Below are 19455 nucleotides of genomic sequence, written 5' to 3'. Positions count from 1 at the left end.
GGTACGTGTCTTCCTTTGTCAGACGCCCGCAATAGCCTAGATGTGTGACTACCTTCCAGCCCTCTCCCGGCCCAGATGCGGCTCCGACGAGCGATCAGGTCTCGCCGCGCGACTCCGGCCCCGACCAGCCGACGTCGGTGGCGCGCCTCAACCAGACGATCAAGTCGTCGATCGATCGCTGGGGCTCGGTGTGGGTCGAGGGCGAGATCACGCAGTGGAACGTGCGCGGCCGCAACGTCTTCGGCGGAATGAAAGACCTCACCTCCGACGCGCAGGTCAACCTGCAGGTCTGGTCGAACGTGGTGGCGCAGTTCACCGACGACTTCCACGTCGGCGACCACGTGATCGCGTGCCTCAAGGCCGACTACTTCGTCAAGCGCGGCTCGTTCTCGTTCCAGGTCGCGTCGATGAAACACGTGGGGCTCGGCACGCAGCTCGAGCGGCTCGAGAAGCTCCGCCGCCAGCTCCAGAAGGAGGGGCTGTTCGCGGCCTCGCGGAAGAAGGCGTTGCCGTTCCTCCCCTCGCGCATCGGTCTCATCACAGGCGCGGGCTCCGACGCCGAGAAAGACGTGCTCCGCAACTCGCAGTTGCGCTGGCCGCAGGTCGAGTTCCACACGATCCACGCGACGGTGCAGGGCGATCGCAGCGTCCCCGAGATCCTCGCGGCGCTCGAGCAGCTCGACGCCGACCCCGAGGTCGACGTCATCATCATCGCTCGCGGCGGCGGCGACCCGCAGACGCTCCTCGGCTTCAGCGATGAGAAGCTCGTCCGCGCCGTCGCGGCGGCGACGACCCCGGTCGTCAGTGCGATCGGCCACGAGAACGACCGCCCCCTGCTCGACGAGGTCGCCGACCTCCGCGCCTCCACCCCGACCGACGCGGCGAAACGCGTCGTGCCCGACGTGGGCGAGCAGCGGGCGCTCGTCGGGCAGCTCCGCGCGCGGCTCACGACGCGCCTGCAACAGCAGATCTCCCACGGCATCCAGCAGGTCGAGCAGATCCGCTCGCGCCCCTCGCTTCGCGACCCCGACTCGATGATCCGCTCGCGGCAGCAGGAGGTCTTCCTCTCGCTGTCCCGCGGCCGCGACCTCATGGCCCGCGGAATCGATCGCGCCGAGCGCCGCACGGGCGAGCTCCGCGCGTCGCTGCGCGCGCTCTCGCCCGCGTCGACGCTCGCCCGCGGGTACGCGATCGCGCAGCTCGCCGACGGATCCATCGTGCGCGACTCCGCGTCGGCGCCCGACGGCGCGGCCCTCACCATCACCCTCGACGAGGGCGCCATCGCGGCGACCTCGCACGGCAGCACCGCGTCCGCGGCGGCCCCTTCGCGGAAGTAGGATAGAAACGATGACTGCTTCTCTCCCCGACATCCAGGAGCTCTCGTTCGAGCAAGCCCGCGACGAACTCGTCCGCGTTGTTTCCGAACTCGAGCAGGGGGCGTCGTCCCTCGAACAGTCTCTCGCGCTGTGGGAACGAGGCGAGGCACTCGCCGCCCGCTGCGAGGAGTGGCTGCTCGGCGCGAAGCGCCGCCTCGACGAGGCCAAGGCCGCGTCCGACAAGGCAGCGGAGGGCGACAACTAATGGCGCGCCGCAACGCAGAACCGCGCATCGCCGCGCACCTCGGCCGCCCCGAGACACCCGAGGAGACCGCGGCCCGCAAGGCCGAGAATTCGCGCAACTACCGGCAGAGCCAGAGCTTCAAGAACCTCATCTTCGCGCTTGTCGTGAGCCTGGCGATCGTCGCGGTCGTTTACTTCATCGTCCCTCGCGGCGAGGTCGACAACGCGCCCCAGCCCGACGTGGCAGAGATCGCCTCTCAGGTCGCCGACCAGTACGAGCGCACCGTCGTCACGCCCGACGCCCCGGAGGGGTGGACGATGAACATCGCCGAGATCGAGCCCGGCTCGCCGTCGGTGTGGACGATCAACTACAACTCGATCCCCGACGCCGGCCACGCGTACATCCGCTTCGCTCAGGCGTTCGACGCCGACGAGGTGTGGGCCGCTCAGGCGCTCCGCGGCACCCAGCCGACGGGCACCGTCACGATCGACGGCGTCGAATTCACGGAATACGTCGTGAAGGATCCGTCGTCGACGAGCAACATCTCGTACGCGCTCGGTGTGCAGGCCGGCACCGACTTCGTTCTCCTCTACGGCTCCGCTTCGGCGGAGATCACGGCGCAGCTCGCCGAGCATGTCGCTGACGATATTGCTGCTTTGCAGCAGGAAGGGGCCACACATGAGTGACCGTCTTACCCCTACGCAGGCCTGGCAACGGATGCAGGACGGTAACCGACGATTCGTCGCCGGCGCACCCGCACACCCCCACCAGGACGTCGCCCGCCGCGAGGACCTCGCCGAGGGCCAGAAGCCACTGGCCGTGCTTTTCGGGTGCAGTGACTCGCGCCTGGCTGCTGAGATCATCTTCGACCTCGGCCTCGGCGACCTGTTCGTCGTTCGCAACGCGGGCCAGGTGACCGGCGAGTCCATCATGGGCACCATCGAGTACGCGGTCGATATCCTCGACGTCCCCCTCATCGTCGTGCTCGGCCACGACTCGTGCGGCGCCGTCGCGGCAGCGATCCAGAGCCTCGAGCCCGACGCTCCCGTCATCGCGCCGTCAATATGGCGCCAGGTCTCTCCGATCGTTCCTGCCGCGCGCCGCGTGCGCCAGGAGCAGATCGCGGCGGGCCGCACCGGAGAGCCCCTCGATGCATGGCGCGTCGGCCAGGAACACCTGCGCGACACGATCAAAGCGCTCATGCACTCTTCCGACATGATCAAGGCCGGTGTCGAGAACGGCACATTGGGCATCGTGGGAGCAAACTACCGTCTCGCCGAGGGCACCGCTGTCCCTGACGTCATGCTCGGAATCGCGGACGACACCGTGACCGAAACCACACCCACCGCCCACGATGAAGGAGCGCTGAAGTGACCGAATACCGTATCGAGCACGACACCATGGGTGAGGTGCGCGTCCCCGTTGACGCGCTTTACCGTGCGCAGACCCAGCGCGCCGTCGAGAACTTCCCCATTTCCGGCAAGGGCCTCGAGTCGCGCCACATCGCCGCGCTCGCCCGCATCAAGAAGGCTGCCGCCCTCGCGAACAAGGATCTCGGCACGCTCGACGGCGACATCGCCGACGCGATCGCCTGGGCCGCCGACCAGGTCGTGACGGGCGAGTACGACGCCCAGTTCCCGGTCGACACCTACCAGACGGGTTCGGGCACGAGCTCGAACATGAACATGAACGAGGTCCTATCGACCCTCGCGACCGAGAAGCTCGGTAGCGAGGTGCACCCGAATGACCACGTCAACGCGTCGCAGTCGTCGAACGACGTGTTCCCGACGTCGGTTCACGTTGCCGTGACCGAGGCGCTCATCACCGACCTCGTCCCCGCCCTCGACCACCTCGCGAAGTCGTTCGAGCGCAAGGCCGAAGAGTGGAAGTCGGTCGTCAAGTCGGGCCGCACCCACCTCATGGACGCGACGCCCGTGACGCTTGGCCAGGAGTTCGGCGGCTACGCCCGCCAGATGCGTCTCGGCATCGAGCGCGTCGAGGCGGCCCTCCCCCGCGTCGCCGAGGTTCCCCAGGGAGGCACGGCCGTCGGTACGGGCATCAACACCCCCAAGGGCTTCCCGCAGAAGGTCATCGCGAACCTCGTCGCCGAGACGGGTCTGCCGCTAACCGAGGCCGTCGACCACTTCGAGGCCCAGGCGAACCGCGACGGTCTCGTCGAGGCGTCGGGCGCCCTGCGCACGATCGCCGTCTCGCTGACGAAGATCAACAACGACCTGCGCTGGATGGGCTCGGGCCCCAACACGGGCCTCGGCGAGATACACATCCCCGACCTCCAGCCCGGCTCGTCGATCATGCCCGGCAAGGTCAACCCCGTGCTCCCCGAGGCAACCCTCATGGTGTGCGCGCGCGTCATCGGTAACGACGCCACCGTCGCCTGGGCCGGTGCCTCGGGCGCCTTTGAGCTCAACGTCGCAATCCCGGTTATGGGCACCGCGTTGCTCGAGTCGATCCGCCTCCTCGCAAACGCGTCGCGCGTGCTGGCCGACAAGGCCGTCGACGGCCTCAAGGCCAACGTCGAGCGCGTCACAGCCCTCGCCGGCATGAGCCCGTCGATCGTCACGCCGCTGAACAAGCTCATCGGCTACGAGGCCGCCGCGAAGATCGCGAAGCACTCGGTCGCCAAGGGCATCACGGTGCGCGAGGCCGTCATCGACCTCGGCTACGTCGAGCGCGGCGAGCTCACGATCGAGCAGCTCGACGAGAAGCTCGACCTGCTCAGCATGACCCACGCGGGCTAAGCACGATGCACAAAGGGCGGGCCAGGATCCACATCCTGGCCCGCCCTTTCGCGTATCCGATTAGCGGCGAAGCACGAGGCGTGCCAGCCAGTTACCGAGCGCCTGAACGACCTGCGTGATGATGATGATCACGACGAGCGCGCTGAACATGGCGACGTTGTCGAACTGGCGGAAGCCGTACGTGAGGGCGTAGTTACCGAGGCCGTCGCCACCGGCGATGCCCGCGACCGCGGTCATGTCGATGATCGCGACCGTCGCGAACGTGTAGCCCAGGATCAGCGGGCCGAGCCCCTCGGGCAGGATCACGGTGCGGATGATGCGCCAGGGTCCCGCTCCCATGGCGCGAGCGGCCTCGATGACGCCGGGATCCACCGTCACGAGATTCTGCTCGACGATGCGCGCGATGCCGAAGGTCGCGGCGATCGACACCGAGAAGATGATCATCTCGTTGCCGATGCCCTTGCCGATGATGATTCGCGCGAGCGGCTGGAGCGCGACCAGCAGGATGATGAACGGCACCGGGCGGAACGTATTCACCAGGATGTTGAGGATCCAGAACACGATCGGCTGTTCGAGGATCGCGCCGCGCCGCGTCACCGTGATCGCGGTGCCGATGATGAGGCCGGCGAGACCGCCGAAGAGCAGGCCGCCCGCGACGAGCCAGAGTGTCGTGCCAGTCTCCTGCAGCAGCAGGGGTGCCTTATCGAGAATGTCGTTGAGCAGATCCATCACGCGACCTCCGCGATCGTCACGGCTGGCCCGATTCCGGCCATCGCCTCGCGCACGGCCGCCGCGTCGCCGCGCACGGCAATCGTCAGCAGGCCGTATACCCGGCCCTGAATGTCGTCGACGCCACCGTGAACGAGATTGAAGTCGATGCCGGCACGGGCCAGCGCTCCGAACACGCGGGCCTCTGACACTCCCTCGTCGGTGAAGGAGATCGTGAACAGCCGCCCGTCGTGCTTCGCGCGCAGCGCCGTGAGCGCGTCGCCCTCGGGCAGCGCCCGCACGACCGTGCCGACAAACTTGCGCGCCGTCTGGGTCTTCGGGCGCGTGAAGACGTCGTAGGTCTCGCCGTGCTCGACGACCCGGCCCTTCTCCATGACCGCCACGCGATTCGCGATTCGCGCGATGACGTCCATCTCATGGGTGATGACGACGATCGTCACTCCCAGCTCGCGATTCACGCGCGCGAGCAGGTCCAGAACCTCGTCGGTCGTCTCCGGATCCAGCGCGCTCGTCGCCTCGTCGGCGAGGAGGATGTCGGGGTGCGCCGCGAGCGCACGCGCGATTCCCACGCGCTGCTGCTGGCCACCCGAGAGCTGCTCCGGATACGCGTCGGCCTTGTCGGCCAGACCCACGAACGCGAGGAGCTCGTCGGTGCGCGCGTCGCGTTCCGCGCGCGAGAGCCCCGCGACCTCGAGCGGATAGGCGACGTTGCCGCGGATGGTGCGCGAACGCAGGAGGTTGAACCGCTGAAAGATCATCCCGATCCGCCGGCGCGTTTCGCGCAGCTCACGGCCCGAGAGGCGCGCGACGTCGACGCCGTCGATGAAGATCGAGCCGCTCGTCACCGGCTCGAGGCCGTTGATGAGACGCACAAGCGTCGACTTACCCGCTCCCGAATAGCCGATCACCCCAAAGATGTCTCCGCGCTCGATGCCGAGCGAGACGTCGTCGACCGCCGTGACGGAGCTGCCGCGGCGGTTCTGAGGGGGATACGTCTTCGAGACGTTGGAGATGTCGATGTAGGCCATGCGATCCTGGGTGATTTGTCGTGCATAAACGCGTCGTGCGCGGACCGACACCATCGGTCCGCGCACGATACTAGATTACTTGTCGAGCTCGGAGATTGCCTTCTCGGTCTCTTCAAGCGAAGCCTGCAGGTCTTCGCGCGGCGTCGTCGAGAACACCGCGGTGCCGCCCGACTGCTCCTGCACGGCGTCGAGAACGTCCTGCGTCGACTGGTAGATGTCGACGAGCTGGTTCAGCGTCTCGTTGTCAACATCGGCGCTGCGGACGGCGAAGACGTTGACGTAGGGAAGCGCGCTGGGGTCGCTCGGGTCGTCGGCGAAGAGCGCGTCGCCGCCCTCGAGTCCGGCCGAGTCGAGGAAGTCGTTGTTGACGATCGCGGCGGCGGCATCGCTGAGCGAGGTCACGGTCAGGTCGGCCTGAAGCGCCTGGACCTCGACGCGCGAGCCGTCCTCGATGTCCTGCAGCGTCGAGGTGGCGTTTCCGCCGTCCTTCAGCGAGATGAGGCCGGCGCTCTGCAGCACGAGCAGGCCGCGCGCCTGGTTCACGGTGTCGTTCGGCACGACGACGGTGGCGCCGTCCGGGATGGCGTCGACCGAGTCGTACTGCGTCGAGTAGAGGCCCAGCGGGTAGATCGCGGTCGCGCCGATCGGCTGCAGGTCATCGTCGTTGTGCACGTTGTAGTCGGCGAGGTACTGGATGTGCTGGAACTGGTTGATGTCGAGCTCACCGTCGCTCAGCGCCGGGTTCAGCAGCGCGTAGTCCGAGAAGTCGACGATCTCAAGGTCGATGCCCGCATCCTCGACGGCCGTCTCGTAGAGGGCCCAGTACGGATCCGACGCACCAACGACACCGAGCTTGATCGGGTCGTCGCTGGTGCCCTCGGCGACGCTGTCGTCGCCTCCGGCGCAGCCGGCGGTAGCGAGGGCGCCAAGAATTACGAGCGGCGCAAGAGCGCGGGTGAAACGGGCCATGATGAGTTCTCCTCGTCAAGTGTGCTGTGTAGATCTACGGTAAGCACCGCGCACACCTGACGAGGAATCGACCGACACAGAGCGACATCGATCGACACAGAACGCAATTGTCAGCCGAGCTCGCCCTCCTCCAGCAGGCTCGTGACGAGGGCCGCGATGTCGCTGCGCTCGGATCGCGTGAGCGTGACGTGCCCGAACAGCTCGTGCCCCTTCAGCGTCTCGATAACGCTCGCGATGCCGTCGTGGCGACCGACGCGCAGGTTATCGCGCTGCTGCACGTCGTGCGTCAGCACCACGCGCGCGTTCTGGCCGATGCGGCTGAGCACCGTGAGCAGCACGTTGCGCTCAAGCGACTGCGCCTCGTCGACGATGACGAACGCGTCGTGGAGCGAGCGACCGCGGATGTGCGTGAGCGGCAGCACCTCGAGCAGGCCGCGCTGCATCACCTCGTCGACGACGTTGTCCGACACGACGGATCCGAGCGTGTCGAAGACCGCCTGCCCCCACGGGCTCATCTTGTCGCCCTGGTCACCCGGCAGGTAGCCGAGGTCCTGGCCGCCGACCGCGAAAAGCGGGCGGAACACGATGATCTTCTTCTGCTGCTGACGCTCGAGCACCGCCTCCAGCGCCGCGCAGAGCGCGAGCGCCGACTTTCCGGTTCCGGCGCGCCCGCCGAGCGACACGATCCCGATCGACGGATCCAGGAGCAGGTCGATCGCGATCCGCTGCTCCGCCGAGCGGCCGTTGAGGCCGAAGACGTCGCGGTCGCCGCGGACGAGGCTGAACTCGCCGCCCGTTCCCGTGATGCGGGCGAGGGCGGATCCGCGCTCGGACGAGATCACGAGGCCCGTGTTCACGGGCAGGTCGCGCACGTCGTCGTGGCGGCCGATCTCGGTCTCGTACAGGTCGCTCATCTCGTCGGCCGAGATCGCGAGGTTTGCCGTGCCGGTCCAGCCCGAGTCGACGGCCTGCTCAGCGAGGTACTCCTCCGCCTCGAGACCGAGAGATGCGGCCTTGACGCGCATCGGCACATCCTTCGACACGATCGTGACCCACTGCCCGTCGCCCGCGAGGTTCGCGGCGACGGCGAGGATCCGCGCGTCGTTGTCGCCCTGTCGCATGCCGCTCGGCAGCACCGACTGATCCGAGCTGTTCAGCTCGACGCGGATCGTGCCGCCGCCATCGGTCGGCACCGCGAAGTCGAGGCGGCCGTGTTCGACGCGCAGATCGTCGAGGTGGCGCAGCGCCTGCCGCGCAAAGTAGCCGATCTCGGGGTCGTGCCGCTTGCCCTCGAGCTCGGTGATCACCACGATCGGAATCACCACCGAGTGCTCCGCAAAGCGGAACAGCGCGCGCGGATCACTCAGCAGAACCGAGGTATCCAGCACGTAAGTGCGAAGCACACTCTTCGACTCCCGGCTCGCCGTCGACGCGCGCCTCCGGCCGGTCTTCATGGTGTCTGTGGTCATGATTTCCACATCCCTTCATCGGGCGCCGTGCCTGATGACTCGAACGTAAATCACACCGGTGTGATTCGGAACGGGGTGCGGTGAAACTTCACGCGCCGTTTACTTCGGCGCGGCCGGGGTCGGCCCGGTCACTTCCCGAATCGGCGGTCGCGGGATCCGTAATCGCGGATCGCGCGCAGGAAGTCGACCTTGCGCAGGTCGGGCCCGAGAGCCTCGAGGAAGTAGAACTCGCTGTGCGCGCTCTGCCACAGGAGGAAGTCGCTGAGCCGCTGCTCCCCCGAGGTGCGGATCACGAGATCCGGATCCTTCTGCCCGCCCGTGTAGAGGTGCTCGCCGATGATCTCGGGCGTGAGGGTCGCGCCGAGTTCCTCGAGCGTTCCTCCGTTGTCGGCGTGCTTCGCGATGATCTTGCGCATGGCGTCGACGATCTCGTACCGGCCGCCGTAGCCCACCGCGAGGTTCACGTGCAGGCCACCATTGCCTTTGGTCAGCTCTGCGGCCTCCTGGAGCGACTCGAGGAGCGACGCCGGCAGGTTGTCCTCACGGCCCACGTGCTGCACGCGCCACTCGCCCCGCCGCGCGAGGCGACCCGCGAGGTCGCTAATGATCTGGATCAGATCCTGCAGCTCGGCGCGATCGCGCTTCAGAACATTGTCGTTCGACAGCAGGTAGAGCGTGACGACCTTGATGCCGAGCTCGTCGCACCAATTGAGAAACTCGACCATCTTTTCGGCGCCCGCGCGGTGTCCGTGCGCCGCCGTCTCGAAGCCCAGCTGGCGTGCCCAGCGCCGATTGCCATCGATCATCATCGCGACATGCTGTGGCACGCGCTCGGGAGAAATCTGGCGTCGAAGACGCGAGCCATAGAGGCGGTAGAGGGGACCTTTGCCCTCGTTAGAACCCGAGCTGCTAACCACTCCTTGACGATACCCCCGTTCGCCGGACATCAGTCGAGAGGCCGCATGTGTCGCTTGGGGCATACGAGGCGTCGTACGCTCATCAGATGGAGAGCCACGAGACGCCCGAATCCCCCGCAGACGGCGCCCGCATGCCCCGTCTTCCGCTCATCGAGGCCGACGCGCCGCTCGCCGCCGAGATCAAACCGAGCTGGCGCGGCTGGATCCATGCCGGAACGGCGCCCGTCGCGCTCGCGGCCGGAATCGTGCTGATCTGCCTCGCGCACGGCACGCCTGCGAAGTGGGCATCGGCGGTCTTCATGGCGTCGTCGCTGCTCCTCTTCGGAAACTCCGCCGTCTATCACCGCTTCAACTGGAAGCCGCGCACGAAGGCCATCCTCAAGCGCATCGACCACGCGAACATCCTGCTGCTGATCGCCGGAACCTACACGCCCATCGGCGTGCTCGCGCTCCCGCCGAGCGAGGGTTTCCTGCTGCTCTGCCTCGTCTGGGGCGGCGCGATCCTCGGGATCCTGTTCCGCGTGCTATGGATCGGCGCGCCGCGCTGGCTCTACGTCGCGCTCTATCTCGTGCTCGGTTGGGCCGCCGTGATGTACATGCCGCAGTTGTTCCGCGCGAGCCTGCCCATGATGATTCTGGTCGTCATCGGCGGAGTGCTTTACTCGGGCGGCGCGGTCGTCTACGCGCTCAAGAAGCCGAACCCGTGGCCGAACCACTTCGGCTTCCACGAGATCTTCCATGTGTGCACCGTGCTGGCATTCCTCTGCCACTGGAGTGGCGCACTGCTGATCGCGCTCAACCCCGCGTTTAACGCGGGCTGACGTCTCCGTCCTCGGCGGCAGCCTGCTCGGCGTCGAGGGCCTCGTTGATTTCCTCGCGGTACTTCACGCGGCGCACGCGTCGCAGCATGTCGATCGCAAGCAGCGCGACGGCGACCGCGAGGAGCACAACGACGATCCAGCCCGCCGTTCCCGGCGTCACGAGCGCGGGGTCAATCGTCGGCGACGGTGTCGGAACCGGAGTGCTGGAAAGGAACGACATCGAGGAACTCCTGGTTTACGACGGCTAATCTTGGAACAGTACTACCCTATTCCTCCCCCTTCCCCACCGGCTGAGAGGTGCGCGTGACCACCCAGGCAGAGCTCGACGACCGATACGGGCGCACGAAGCGATCCACGACACGATTGTGGATCGGCATCGCCGCGATCATCGGGCTCGTCGCTGTCGTGGGCATCGGGTGGACGGTCGTGCAGAAGTCCCGCGCCAACGTGGGCTTCGATGATCTCGGCTTCGAGGTCGTCGATAGCGGACACGTCGACGTGCACTACCGCGTCACGATCCCGACCGACGATGAGGCCGTCTGCGTCATCGAGGCGCTCGACGAGAGCTTCGCGAAGGTCGGCTGGGAGATCGTCGATGTGCCGGAGTCGGACTCGTTGTCGAGCGAGCACTCCACGACGGTCCGCACCGTCGACACGGCCACGACCGGTCACGTCGTTTCCTGCTTCGTCCGGTAGATTCACCCGGATACCCACCATCGGATCAGTAGATCTGTGTAAGGAGATTCATCGTGTCTGATGAGACCACGCCTTTCCTCACCCAGGAGGCATACGACCGCCTCGCCGCCGAGCTCGAGCACCTCTCGACGACCGGGCGTGAGGAGATCGCGAAGCGTATCGAGGCGGCTCGCGAAGAGGGCGACCTCCGTGAGAACGGCGGATACCACGCCGCGAAGGACGAGCAGGGCAAGCAGGAGATGCGGATCCGCCAGCTCACCGCCATGCTGAAGGACGCGAAGATCAGCGAGGCGCCCGAGGCCGACGGCGTCGTGCGCCCCGGCACCGTGATCACGGCGATCATCTTCGGCGACGAGGAGAAGTTCCTGCTCGGTAGCCGCGAGATCGCCGGCGGCACCGACCTCGACGTGTACAGCGAGCAGAGCCCGCTCGGCACCGCCATCAACGGCATGAAGGTCGGCGAAAAGGGCTCCTATCAGGCCCCCAACGGCAAGTCGATCCCCGTCGAGATCGTCGCCGTCGAGACGTTCACTGGCTAAACAAGCCGCGCACCAAAAAGCCGGGGGCCGGATCCAGTGGATCCGGCCCCCGGCTTTTTGCGCCCTAGTCCTGCACGACCTGCGGGCGGAAGCCGGCGGAGCGCAGAGCCTCGAGCACAAGCTGGCGGTGCTCCTCACCGCGGGTCTCGACCGAGATCTGCAGCATCACCTCGCTGATCTGCAGGCCCTGTCCGTGGCGGGTGTGCGAGACCTCGATGACGTTCGCGCCGGCCTGTGCCAGCGTCTCCGAGACGTGCACGAGCTGGCCGGGGCGGTCCGGCAGCGGGATCAGGACGGTCAGGTAGCGGCCGGCGGCCGCGAGTCCATGCGCGACGATTCGCTGCATCAGGAGCGGGTCGATGTTGCCGCCCGAGAGGATGACGCCTGTCGTGCCCTTAGCGCGGATCTTCCCGGCCATGATCGCGGCGACGCCCACGGCGCCCGCTGGCTCGACGACGACCTTCGCCCGCTCGAGCAGGGCGAGTAGTGCGCGGGCAATGTCGTCCTCCGATACCGTCACGACCTCGTCCACGAGGCCGCGGATCATCGAGAACGGGATGTCGCCAGGGCGGGCGACCTTGATGCCGTCGGCGATCGTCGGCTCCACGGTCACGGTGATGGGCTCGCCGGCCTCGAGCGACACGGGATAGGGCGCCGCGTTCTCCGCCTGCACGCCGATGATCCGCACCTCGCGCCCCTCGGCCTGCGCGGCGGCCTTCGCCTTCGCCGCAGCCGCGACGCCCGCGATGAGGCCGCCGCCCCCGATGCCAACGACGAGCGTCTCGAGGTCGGGAGCCTGCTCGAGGAACTCGACACCCAGGGTGCCCTGGCCGACGATGATGTCGCGGTGGTCGTAAGGGTGGATCATCACGGCACCCTCGCGCTCGGCGTGCTCGAGGGCAAGCTGGAGGCCCGTCTCGACGCCATCGCCCGCGAGGACGACCTCGGCCCCGTAGCCGCGCGTCGCGAGAAGCTTCGGCACCGGAACGCCGAGAGGCATGTAGATCGTCGCCTTGATCCCGAGCTGCTGGGCCGCGAGCGCGACACCCTGCGCGTGGTTGCCGGCCGAGGCAGCCACCACGCCGCGGGCGCGCTCGCTCTCGGTGAGCCGTGAAAGCCGGTGGGTCGCACCGCGCACCTTGAAGGATCCGGTTCGCTGGAGGTTTTCCAGCTTCATGACGACCCTCTGACCGAGCAGGTCGGTCAGGTGCTGCGAAAACTGAATCGGCGTGCGTTCGATCACCGGGGCCAGGCCCGCGGCCGCCTCCTCAAACTCCGCAAGCGTCGGGAGCTCGACGTTCGTCATCCATCCTCCTCGGTGTCGTGATGCCGGTACTAAAACTGCACGCGAGGCGGCTGGCGCACGCTGGCGGCATCTTCGTCCTCGAAGAATTCACGCTCGGTGAGCCCCAGCCCCTTGGCGAAGAGGGTGTTGGGGAACTGCTTGATCTTGACGTTGAGCTCGCGCACGCCGCCGTTGTACACGCGGCGGGAGGCCTGGATCTCGTCCTCGGTCTCGACGAGCTTGCCCTGGAGCTGCAGGTAGTTCTGGCTCGACTGCAGGGCCGGATAGCCTTCGACGACCGCGAACAGCCCCTGCAGCGACTGCTGCATGCGGCTCTCGGCCCGGCTTGCGGCCATGGGCGTCGTCGCGCCGAGCGAATCGGAACGCGCCTGCGTCACGTTATCGAGCAGGGCCCGCTCGTGCGATGCGTGCCCCTCGACCGACTCGACGAGGCCCGGCACGAGATCCGCGCGCGTGCGCAACTGCGCCTCGATATCACCCCACGCGTCGTCGACGCGGGCGCCGAGCGACACGAGCGACTTGTACGTCGCCCAGAGATAGATTCCGGCAATCACCACGACGGCAACGACGATCGCTACCGGTACGAGCCACTCCATGCGCAGTCCTCTCGAATCACGTCAAACCATCGTATGCACGGCGCCTGAGCGCTTGGCTCAAGCCGCGCCCGCGCTCGTCGATGCCGTGATCCAAGATTCAAGCTTCGCCGTCGCCCGGCCGTCGTCGATCGCGGCGGCCGCCTCGTCACGGGCCTCCGCCAGGCGCTGGATCATGTTGCGATCGGCCTGCGCCGGATCCTGCGACAGGCGGTATGCGACGATGCCGGCGGCCGCGTTCAGCAGCACGATGTCGCGGACGGGGCCCTGCTCCCCCGCGAGGATCCGGCGCAGCGTCTCGGCGTTCTCGTCCGGCGTGCCGCCGATCAGGTCGTCAATCTTGGCCGTCGGGATCCCAAGGTCGCGCGGGTGGATGTCGAACTCGTGCATGTCGCCGTTGGCGATCTGCCAGATGCGGCTGTAGCCCGTCGTCGTCATCTCGTCAAGGCCGTCCTCGCCACGGAAAACGAGCGCCGTGGCGCCGCGGGTGCGGAAGACTCCCGTGATGATCGGCACCACGTCGAGCGACGCGACGCCGACGGCGTTCGCCTCGGCGCGGGCGGGGTTGACGAGCGGGCCAAGGAAGTTGAAGACGGTCGGCACGCCGAGCTCGGCGCGCACACCCGAAGCGTGCTTGAAGCCCGGGTGGAACGCGGCGGCCCACGCGAAGGTGATGCCGGCGTCGTCGAGCACTCGCGCGACCGCCTCCGGCGCGAGGCGCAAGTCGATCCCGAGCGCGCTCAACACGTCACTGGATCCGGCCTTCGAGCTCACGGCGCGGTTTCCGTGCTTCACGACGGGGATCCCGCACGCGGCGACGATGATCGATGCCGTCGACGAGATGTTAAACGTGCCGTAGCGGTCACCGCCCGTGCCGACGATGTCGAGCACGTTGGGATCCACGGGCAGCGGGATGGCCGCGTCGAGGATCGCGTCGCGGAATCCAATCACCTCGGTCACCGACTCGCCCTTGGCGCGCAGAGCCATCAGCAGACCACCGAGCTGCGCGTCAGTTGCCTCGCCCTGCATCACCTGGCGCATCGCCCACTCGGCCTGCGACACGGTGAGGTCCTCACCAGAGAGCGCGGTTGTCAGAATCTCGGGCCAGGTCGACTGCGTCATATAGGTAACAGTAGGGCACCACGAACTTCTCGACACGTCGTAGAAGTTGTCAGGAGGCGATCAGATTCACCCGGCCGATAGCTCATTCTCTCGGTGTGACCTGCCATTTCGCACCCTCTCCCAAGGGCATTCACGGCCAGAACATAGCTGGTAAGGGTCGCCTACCTTCCCCCTTGATGCAAAAAAACGCGCGGGTTATCGGCCATAATGAAAGGGTGACGACCCCAGCTACGTATGCCCCTGCGCCCAGAACGGTGAAGCGCCCCGACAGTGTCGCTGTTGGCACCATCGTGTGGCTCGGCTCTGAAGTGATGTTCTTCGCGGGCCTCTTTGCCATTTACTTCACGCTTCGAAGCACCTCTCCCGGTCTCTGGGAAGAGCAGACTTCGAACCTGAACGTGCCCTTTGCACTGGTGAACACGATCATCCTCGTGCTCTCTTCCGTGACCTGCCAGTTCGGTGTTTGGGCCGCAGAGCGCCTGCAGCCCCACACGATCAAGGGCCAGGGTTGGAAGAGCATCGGCATGATCCCGTGGTTCTGGGCATCGTTCGCGCTCGGCGCGATCTTCGTGTCCGGTCAGGTCTGGGAGTACGCCCAGCTCGTCACCGAGGGTGTCACGCTGTCGAGCGATCCCTACGGATCCGCCTTCTACCTGACGACCGGCTTCCACGCCCTTCACGTCACCGGCGGTCTGATTGCCTTCCTGCTGACGCTCGGCCGCGCCTTCGCTGTGCGCCGCTTCACGCACAAGGAAGCCACCACCGCAGTTGTGGTGTCGTACTACTGGCACTTTGTCGACGTCGTGTGGATCGCCCTCTTCGCCGTCATCTATTTCATCAAGTAAGAGCGGAGCTAGACCACCGTCATGGCACGAGAGAAATTGAAGCGCCGCGCCCGCGGTCGCCGCAGCCCGTTCGCCGCTGCGATTCTGATCGGCGTTGGCCTCCTGGCGACAGGAGGCATCTACGCGGGTGCGTCCGCCGCCGTCGCAGCGACCGGCGAGTCCACCGCGACGACCACCCAGGCAACCGCCGAAGAGGGCGAAACGCTCTTCCAGGCGAACTGTGCGACCTGCCACGGCATGGACCTCGAGGGGCGCGAAGGCTACGGCCCGTCGCTCAACGGCGTCGGTGAGCTCGCTGTTCACTTCCAGATGTCGACCGGTCGTATGCCAATGCAGATGAACGGCCCGCAGGCCGATCAGAAGCCGGTTCAGTTCACCGACGACCAGATCGCGTCGATCGCGACTTACGTGCAGTCCGTGGCCCCCGGCCCCGAGATGCCGAGCGCGCGCATCACCGACGGCAACGGCGACGTCTCGCACGGCGCCGAGCTCTTCCGCATCAACTGCGCGATGTGCCACAACGTGGCCGCCGCCGGTGGTGCGCTGACGCAGGGCAAGTTCGCCCCGGACATCATGGACACCACGCCGGAGAACATCTACGCGGCAATGGTGACCGGTCCCCAGAACATGCCCGTGTTCAACAACCAGAACCTCACCGAGGAAGACAAGCGCGACATCATCTCGGCGCTGCTCTACCAGCAGGAAGCGCAGGCCCCCGGTGGCTTTACGCTCGGCTCGCTCGGCCCCGTCTCTGAGGGCCTGTTCATCTGGATCTTCGGTATCGGTGGTCTCATCGCCGTTGCCGTCTGGATCACGGCGAAGTCGAACTAAGCATGTCGGAAGATCTTGACGTGACAAGGAGCACGATGGAACACGACGATTCGAAGGGTGCCCTGAAGGAGTTCACTCCTTCTTCGGGTCTCGCCGTATCGATCGACGATCCGGTTCAGAACCCGGGTCTGCCCCCGCACCGCGAACGCCTGACGGACGTTGATCCGAAGGCCGCGAAGCGGGCAGAGCGCACGATTTACACGCTCTTCTACATCTCGGTCGCCGCGAGCATCTGGGCCGTCGCCGCATACATGCTCTTCCCGATCGAAGATCAGGAAATGACGTCGATCCGTCAGAACAACCTGTTCATCGGTCTCGGCATCGCCTTCGCCCTGCTCGCGATCGGTATCGGCGCGATCCACTGGTCGAAGACCCTCATGAGCGACAAGGAGCACGTCGAGGAGCGTCACACGACTCGCGGCTCCGAGGAGACTCGCGCAGCGGTCGTCGAGGCGTTCCGCACCGCCGACGAGGAGTCGGGCTTCGGTCGTCGCAAGATGATCCGCAACTCGCTCTTCGCAGCCGTCATCGCCTCGGTCCTCCCCGGCATCACGCTCTTCCGCGGTCTCGCACCGCACGACGCCGAGAACAGCCCCGTTGACCTGCTGAAGCAGACGATGTGGAAGAAGGGTGAGCACCTCACCCGCGACCCCTCCGGCACGCGCATCAAGGCTTCGGACGTCACGCTCGGTAGCGCCTTCCACGTCATCCCCGAGTCCCTCCTCGAGATGGGCCACGACGACGGCATGCTCAACGAGAAGGCCAAGGCCATGGTCCTCATGGTCCGCATGCCTCCGGAGCAGCTCACCGAGCGCGGTGAGCGCAAGGACTGGTCGTACGACGGAATCGTCGCCTACTCGAAGGTCTGCACGCACGTCGGTTGCCCCGTTGCTCTGTACGAGCAGCAGACGCACCACCTCCTGTGCCCCTGCCACCAGTCGCAGTTCGACGTGTCGGACGAGGCGAAGGTTGTCTTCGGCCCCGCCTCGCGTCCGCTCCCCCAGCTGCCCATCACGGTTGACGCCGAGGGCTACCTGATCGCGCAGAGCGACTTCCACGAACCCGTCGGCCCGAGCTTCTGGGAGATCCGTTGAGTACCGCTACCGAAGAAAAGAAGGCACCGCTCGGCGGTCGCTTCGTCGGAGCAACCGCGAACTACCTCGACGAGCGCACCAGCCTGTCGGGACTCGTTAAGGCTCTCGGACGCAAGGTCTTCCCCGACCACTGGTCGTTCATGCTCGGCGAGATCGCCCTCTGGTCGTTCGTCGTCGTCCTGATCTCGGGAACGTTCCTGACGTTCTTCTTCCAGGCTTCGATGGTCGAGACCTACTACACGGGCGCCTACGACCCGATGCGCGGCATCCCGATGTCGGTCGCCATGGAGTCGACGCTGCACATCAGCTTCGACCTCCGCGGTGGTCTGCTCGTGCGTCAGCTGCACCACTGGGCCGCGCTGACTTTCGTCGCCGGTATCGGCGTGCACATGCTCCGCGTGTTCTTCACCGGTGCGTTCCGCAAGCCGCGCGAGCTCAACTGGGTTGTCGGCTTCATCCTGTTCGTCCTGGCCATGGCCGAGGGCTTCACCGGATACTCGCTCCCCGATGACGTTCTGTCCGGTAACGGTCTGCGCATCATCGACGGCATGCTGAAGGCCGTTCCGGTCATCGGCCCCTGGATCTCGTACCTCCTCTTCGGCGGCGAGTTCCCCGGCCACGACATCGTCGGCCGCCTCTACGCGCTGCACATCCTGGTCCTGCCGCTCATCGTGATCGCGCTCATCGCGGTTCACCTTGTGCTCATGATCGTGAACAAGCACACGCAGTTCGCCGGCCCCGGCCGCACGAACACGAACGTCGTCGGCTTCCCGATGATGCCCGTGTACATGTCGAAGATGGGTGGATTCTTCTTCATCGTCTTCGGTGCGCTCGTGCTCATCGCGTCGCTGGTGCAGATCAACCCGATCTGGGGCTACGGCCCGTACGACCCCTCCCCCGTTTCCGCGGGTACCCAGCCTGACTGGTACATCGGCTTTGCCGATGGTGCGCTGCGCCTCGCGCCGCCGCACCTCGACTGGGTCATCGCCGGCAAGGTCTACCCGATGGGTATCCTCATCCCGCTGATCGTCCTGGTGGTGTTCATCATCCTGGTGGCCATCTACCCGTTCATCGAGGGTTGGATCACGGGCGACAAGCGCGAGCACCACATCGCCCAGCGCCCGCGCGCTGCCGCGACGCGTACCGCGATCGGTGCCGCCGGTGTCTGGTTCTACGCCATGCTCTGGGCCGCCGCATCGTCCGACCTCATCGCGACGCACTTCCGCCTCACGATGGAGGGCGTGATCCACGCGCTGCAGGCCGGCCTGATCCTCGGCACGATCCTCGTGTACTTCATCACGAAGCGCATCTGCATCGCGCTCCAGAAGAAGGACCGCGAGATCGTCCTCCACGGTTACGAGTCGGGCCGCATCGTCCGCCTCCCCGGTGGCGAGTTCCAGGAAGTCCACAAGCCCGTCGACGAGTACGAGCGCTGGAAGCTCGTTGCCGACGAGACCTTCGAGCCGCTCATCGTTCGCCCGAACGACGAGGGCAAGATCAAGGGCAAGTTCCGTGCGGCCATGTCGCGCTGGTTCTTCGAGGACCGCCTGCAGCCGCTCACGAACGCGGAGTACCAGGCCTCGCTCGAGCACCAGGAGCACGCGCTCCACGAGCTCGGTGACGACGACCACGGCCACGACGCCATCGAGTCGGGCGACTCGAAGCACTAAGCCGCTCTCCTACGACTGGGCCCCGATCCTTCTTGGATCGGGGCCCAGTCGTTTTGCTATGCGTGGGTGCCTGCCACAAAAGTCGGAGAAATCACGGGTCTCGGCCGCCTGAGCGCCAGACCTCCGATCCTCGTGATTTCTCCGATCCTCGTGACGCGTGCGCGGCCCTCCCCTCCCCCGCAGCACGACGCCCCGCCCCACGAAAGTCGGAGAAGTCACGGATCCCGGCACTGTGAGCGCTATCTCTCCGATCCTCGTTATTTCTCCGAGTCTCTGACGCTTCAACGACGCCCCGCACGAGGCACGCCACAGCCCCCTCAGGCCTCGATACTCGCTTCTACTCCCGGTAAGCCGGGATGGAGCCCTCCACGCGCCACTACTGGCCAGGAAGCGCCGCTACACATGCGCCGCGGGCTCGCTCACCACCCGCGGCACGAAAGTCGGAGAAATCACGAGGCTCGGACCTATCGGCGCCAAGGCTCCGATTCTCGTGATTTCTCCGAGTCT

21 protein-coding genes are annotated in these 19455 nt (G+C 66.5%); 12 read left to right on the top strand and 9 right to left on the bottom strand.

Annotation, left to right across the window (positions count from 1 at the left end):
* The first annotated feature begins 44 nt into the window (after nt 1-44).
* The 5 genes from xseA to DTO57_RS01085 are packed head-to-tail and all read left to right on the top strand — an operon-like array spanning nt 45 to nt 4319.
* Nucleotides 45-1337, top strand: coding sequence for an exodeoxyribonuclease VII large subunit (gene xseA / locus DTO57_RS01105; RefSeq protein WP_114116390.1), 1293 nt, complete (start codon nt 45-47; stop codon nt 1335-1337).
* Nucleotides 1338-1347: 10 nt separating this feature from the next.
* The gene (locus tag DTO57_RS01100; protein WP_114116389.1) at nt 1348-1581 is read left to right on the top strand and encodes an exodeoxyribonuclease VII small subunit; all 234 of its coding nucleotides are present in this window, start codon (nt 1348-1350) and stop codon (nt 1579-1581) included.
* Nucleotides 1581-2246, top strand: coding sequence for a DUF4245 family protein (locus tag DTO57_RS01095; RefSeq protein ID WP_114116388.1), 666 nt, complete (start codon nt 1581-1583; stop codon nt 2244-2246). Before DTO57_RS01100 ends, DTO57_RS01095 begins: the two co-directional genes overlap by 1 nt.
* Complete coding sequence (locus tag DTO57_RS01090) at nt 2239-2934, top strand: carbonic anhydrase (RefSeq protein WP_114116387.1); 696 nt, start codon at nt 2239-2241, stop codon at nt 2932-2934. Before DTO57_RS01095 ends, DTO57_RS01090 begins: the two co-directional genes overlap by 8 nt.
* Complete coding sequence (locus DTO57_RS01085; protein WP_114116386.1) at nt 2931-4319, top strand: class II fumarate hydratase; 1389 nt, start codon at nt 2931-2933, stop codon at nt 4317-4319. Before DTO57_RS01090 ends, DTO57_RS01085 begins: the two co-directional genes overlap by 4 nt.
* A 60-nt stretch (nt 4320-4379) precedes the next feature.
* Here DTO57_RS01085 and DTO57_RS01080 read toward each other — a convergent pair whose 3' ends face one another.
* From DTO57_RS01080 to DTO57_RS01060, 5 genes are all read right to left on the bottom strand, one after another.
* On the bottom strand, nt 4380-5048 hold the full coding sequence (locus DTO57_RS01080) for a methionine ABC transporter permease (RefSeq protein ID WP_114116385.1): 669 nt from the start codon (nt 5046-5048) through the stop codon (nt 4380-4382).
* The gene (locus DTO57_RS01075) at nt 5048-6076 is read right to left on the bottom strand and encodes a methionine ABC transporter ATP-binding protein (RefSeq protein ID WP_114116384.1); all 1029 of its coding nucleotides are present in this window, start codon (nt 6074-6076) and stop codon (nt 5048-5050) included. Before DTO57_RS01075 ends, DTO57_RS01080 begins: the two co-directional genes overlap by 1 nt.
* Before the next feature lie 75 nt (nt 6077-6151).
* On the bottom strand, nt 6152-7045 hold the full coding sequence (locus DTO57_RS01070; protein WP_114116383.1) for a MetQ/NlpA family ABC transporter substrate-binding protein: 894 nt from the start codon (nt 7043-7045) through the stop codon (nt 6152-6154).
* Nucleotides 7046-7155: 110 nt separating this feature from the next.
* Nucleotides 7156-8499, bottom strand: coding sequence for an RNA 5'-3' helicase PhoH2 (gene phoH2 / locus DTO57_RS01065; RefSeq protein WP_229730375.1), 1344 nt, complete (start codon nt 8497-8499; stop codon nt 7156-7158).
* A gap of 143 nt (nt 8500-8642) precedes the next feature.
* Nucleotides 8643-9461 (bottom strand): isoprenyl transferase, encoded by an 819-nt coding sequence (locus tag DTO57_RS01060; RefSeq protein WP_114116381.1) that lies wholly within the window; start codon nt 9459-9461, stop codon nt 8643-8645.
* Between the two features lie 101 nt (nt 9462-9562).
* Between DTO57_RS01060 and trhA the strand changes: the two genes are divergently transcribed.
* Complete coding sequence (gene trhA / locus DTO57_RS01055) at nt 9563-10252, top strand: PAQR family membrane homeostasis protein TrhA (RefSeq protein WP_114117234.1); 690 nt, start codon at nt 9563-9565, stop codon at nt 10250-10252.
* Here the strand turns inward: trhA and DTO57_RS01050 are convergent.
* Nucleotides 10239-10472, bottom strand: coding sequence for a hypothetical protein (locus DTO57_RS01050; RefSeq protein WP_114116380.1), 234 nt, complete (start codon nt 10470-10472; stop codon nt 10239-10241). The two genes, trhA and DTO57_RS01050, sit on opposite strands and share 14 nt — an antisense overlap.
* Nucleotides 10473-10555: 83 nt before the next feature.
* Here DTO57_RS01050 and DTO57_RS01045 point away from each other — a divergent pair, with 83 nt between their 5' ends.
* Nucleotides 10556-10948: a DUF4307 domain-containing protein gene (locus DTO57_RS01045; protein WP_162785612.1), complete on the top strand. Its 393-nt coding sequence runs from the start codon at nt 10556-10558 to the stop codon at nt 10946-10948.
* A 53-nt stretch (nt 10949-11001) separates the two neighbouring features.
* On the top strand, nt 11002-11487 hold the full coding sequence (gene greA, locus DTO57_RS01040) for a transcription elongation factor GreA (RefSeq protein WP_114116378.1): 486 nt from the start codon (nt 11002-11004) through the stop codon (nt 11485-11487).
* Between the two features lie 64 nt (nt 11488-11551).
* Here greA and ilvA read toward each other — a convergent pair whose 3' ends face one another.
* From ilvA to trpD, 3 genes are read right to left on the bottom strand one after another with little or no spacing between them, the layout of a single operon-like run.
* Entirely contained in the window at nt 11552-12793 is a 1242-nt protein-coding gene (gene ilvA / locus DTO57_RS01035) for a threonine ammonia-lyase (RefSeq protein WP_114116377.1), read from the bottom strand.
* A 29-nt stretch (nt 12794-12822) separates the two neighbouring features.
* Complete coding sequence (locus DTO57_RS01030; RefSeq protein ID WP_114116376.1) at nt 12823-13389, bottom strand: LemA family protein; 567 nt, start codon at nt 13387-13389, stop codon at nt 12823-12825.
* Between the two features lie 57 nt (nt 13390-13446).
* Entirely contained in the window at nt 13447-14508 is a 1062-nt protein-coding gene (trpD, locus tag DTO57_RS01025; RefSeq protein WP_114116375.1) for an anthranilate phosphoribosyltransferase, read from the bottom strand.
* Nucleotides 14509-14684: 176 nt separating this feature from the next.
* On the opposite strand from trpD, the gene ctaE reads away from it, so the two are divergent.
* From ctaE to qcrB, 4 genes are read left to right on the top strand one after another with little or no spacing between them, the layout of a single operon-like run.
* Entirely contained in the window at nt 14685-15353 is a 669-nt protein-coding gene (gene ctaE / locus DTO57_RS01020) for an aa3-type cytochrome oxidase subunit III (RefSeq protein ID WP_114116374.1), read from the top strand.
* A 21-nt stretch (nt 15354-15374) separates the two neighbouring features.
* Complete coding sequence (gene qcrC / locus DTO57_RS01015) at nt 15375-16184, top strand: cytochrome bc1 complex diheme cytochrome c subunit (protein ID WP_114116373.1); 810 nt, start codon at nt 15375-15377, stop codon at nt 16182-16184.
* Between the two features lie 35 nt (nt 16185-16219).
* Nucleotides 16220-17278 carry a cytochrome bc1 complex Rieske iron-sulfur subunit gene (qcrA, locus tag DTO57_RS01010; protein ID WP_114116372.1) on the top strand — a complete coding sequence of 353 codons (1059 nt, stop codon included), beginning with the start codon at nt 16220-16222 and terminating at the stop codon, nt 17276-17278.
* Nucleotides 17275-18948, top strand: coding sequence for a cytochrome bc1 complex cytochrome b subunit (gene qcrB / locus DTO57_RS01005; RefSeq protein WP_114116371.1), 1674 nt, complete (start codon nt 17275-17277; stop codon nt 18946-18948). Before qcrA ends, qcrB begins: the two co-directional genes overlap by 4 nt.
* Nucleotides 18949-19455: the final 507 nt, after the last annotated feature.

The organism is Microbacterium sorbitolivorans (genome assembly GCF_003327285.1).
GTDB classification, from domain to species: Bacteria; Actinomycetota; Actinomycetes; order Actinomycetales; family Microbacteriaceae; genus Microbacterium; species Microbacterium sorbitolivorans.
Note: the sequence above shows the minus strand (reverse complement) of the source record. Positions and strands in the feature narration are given on the sequence as shown.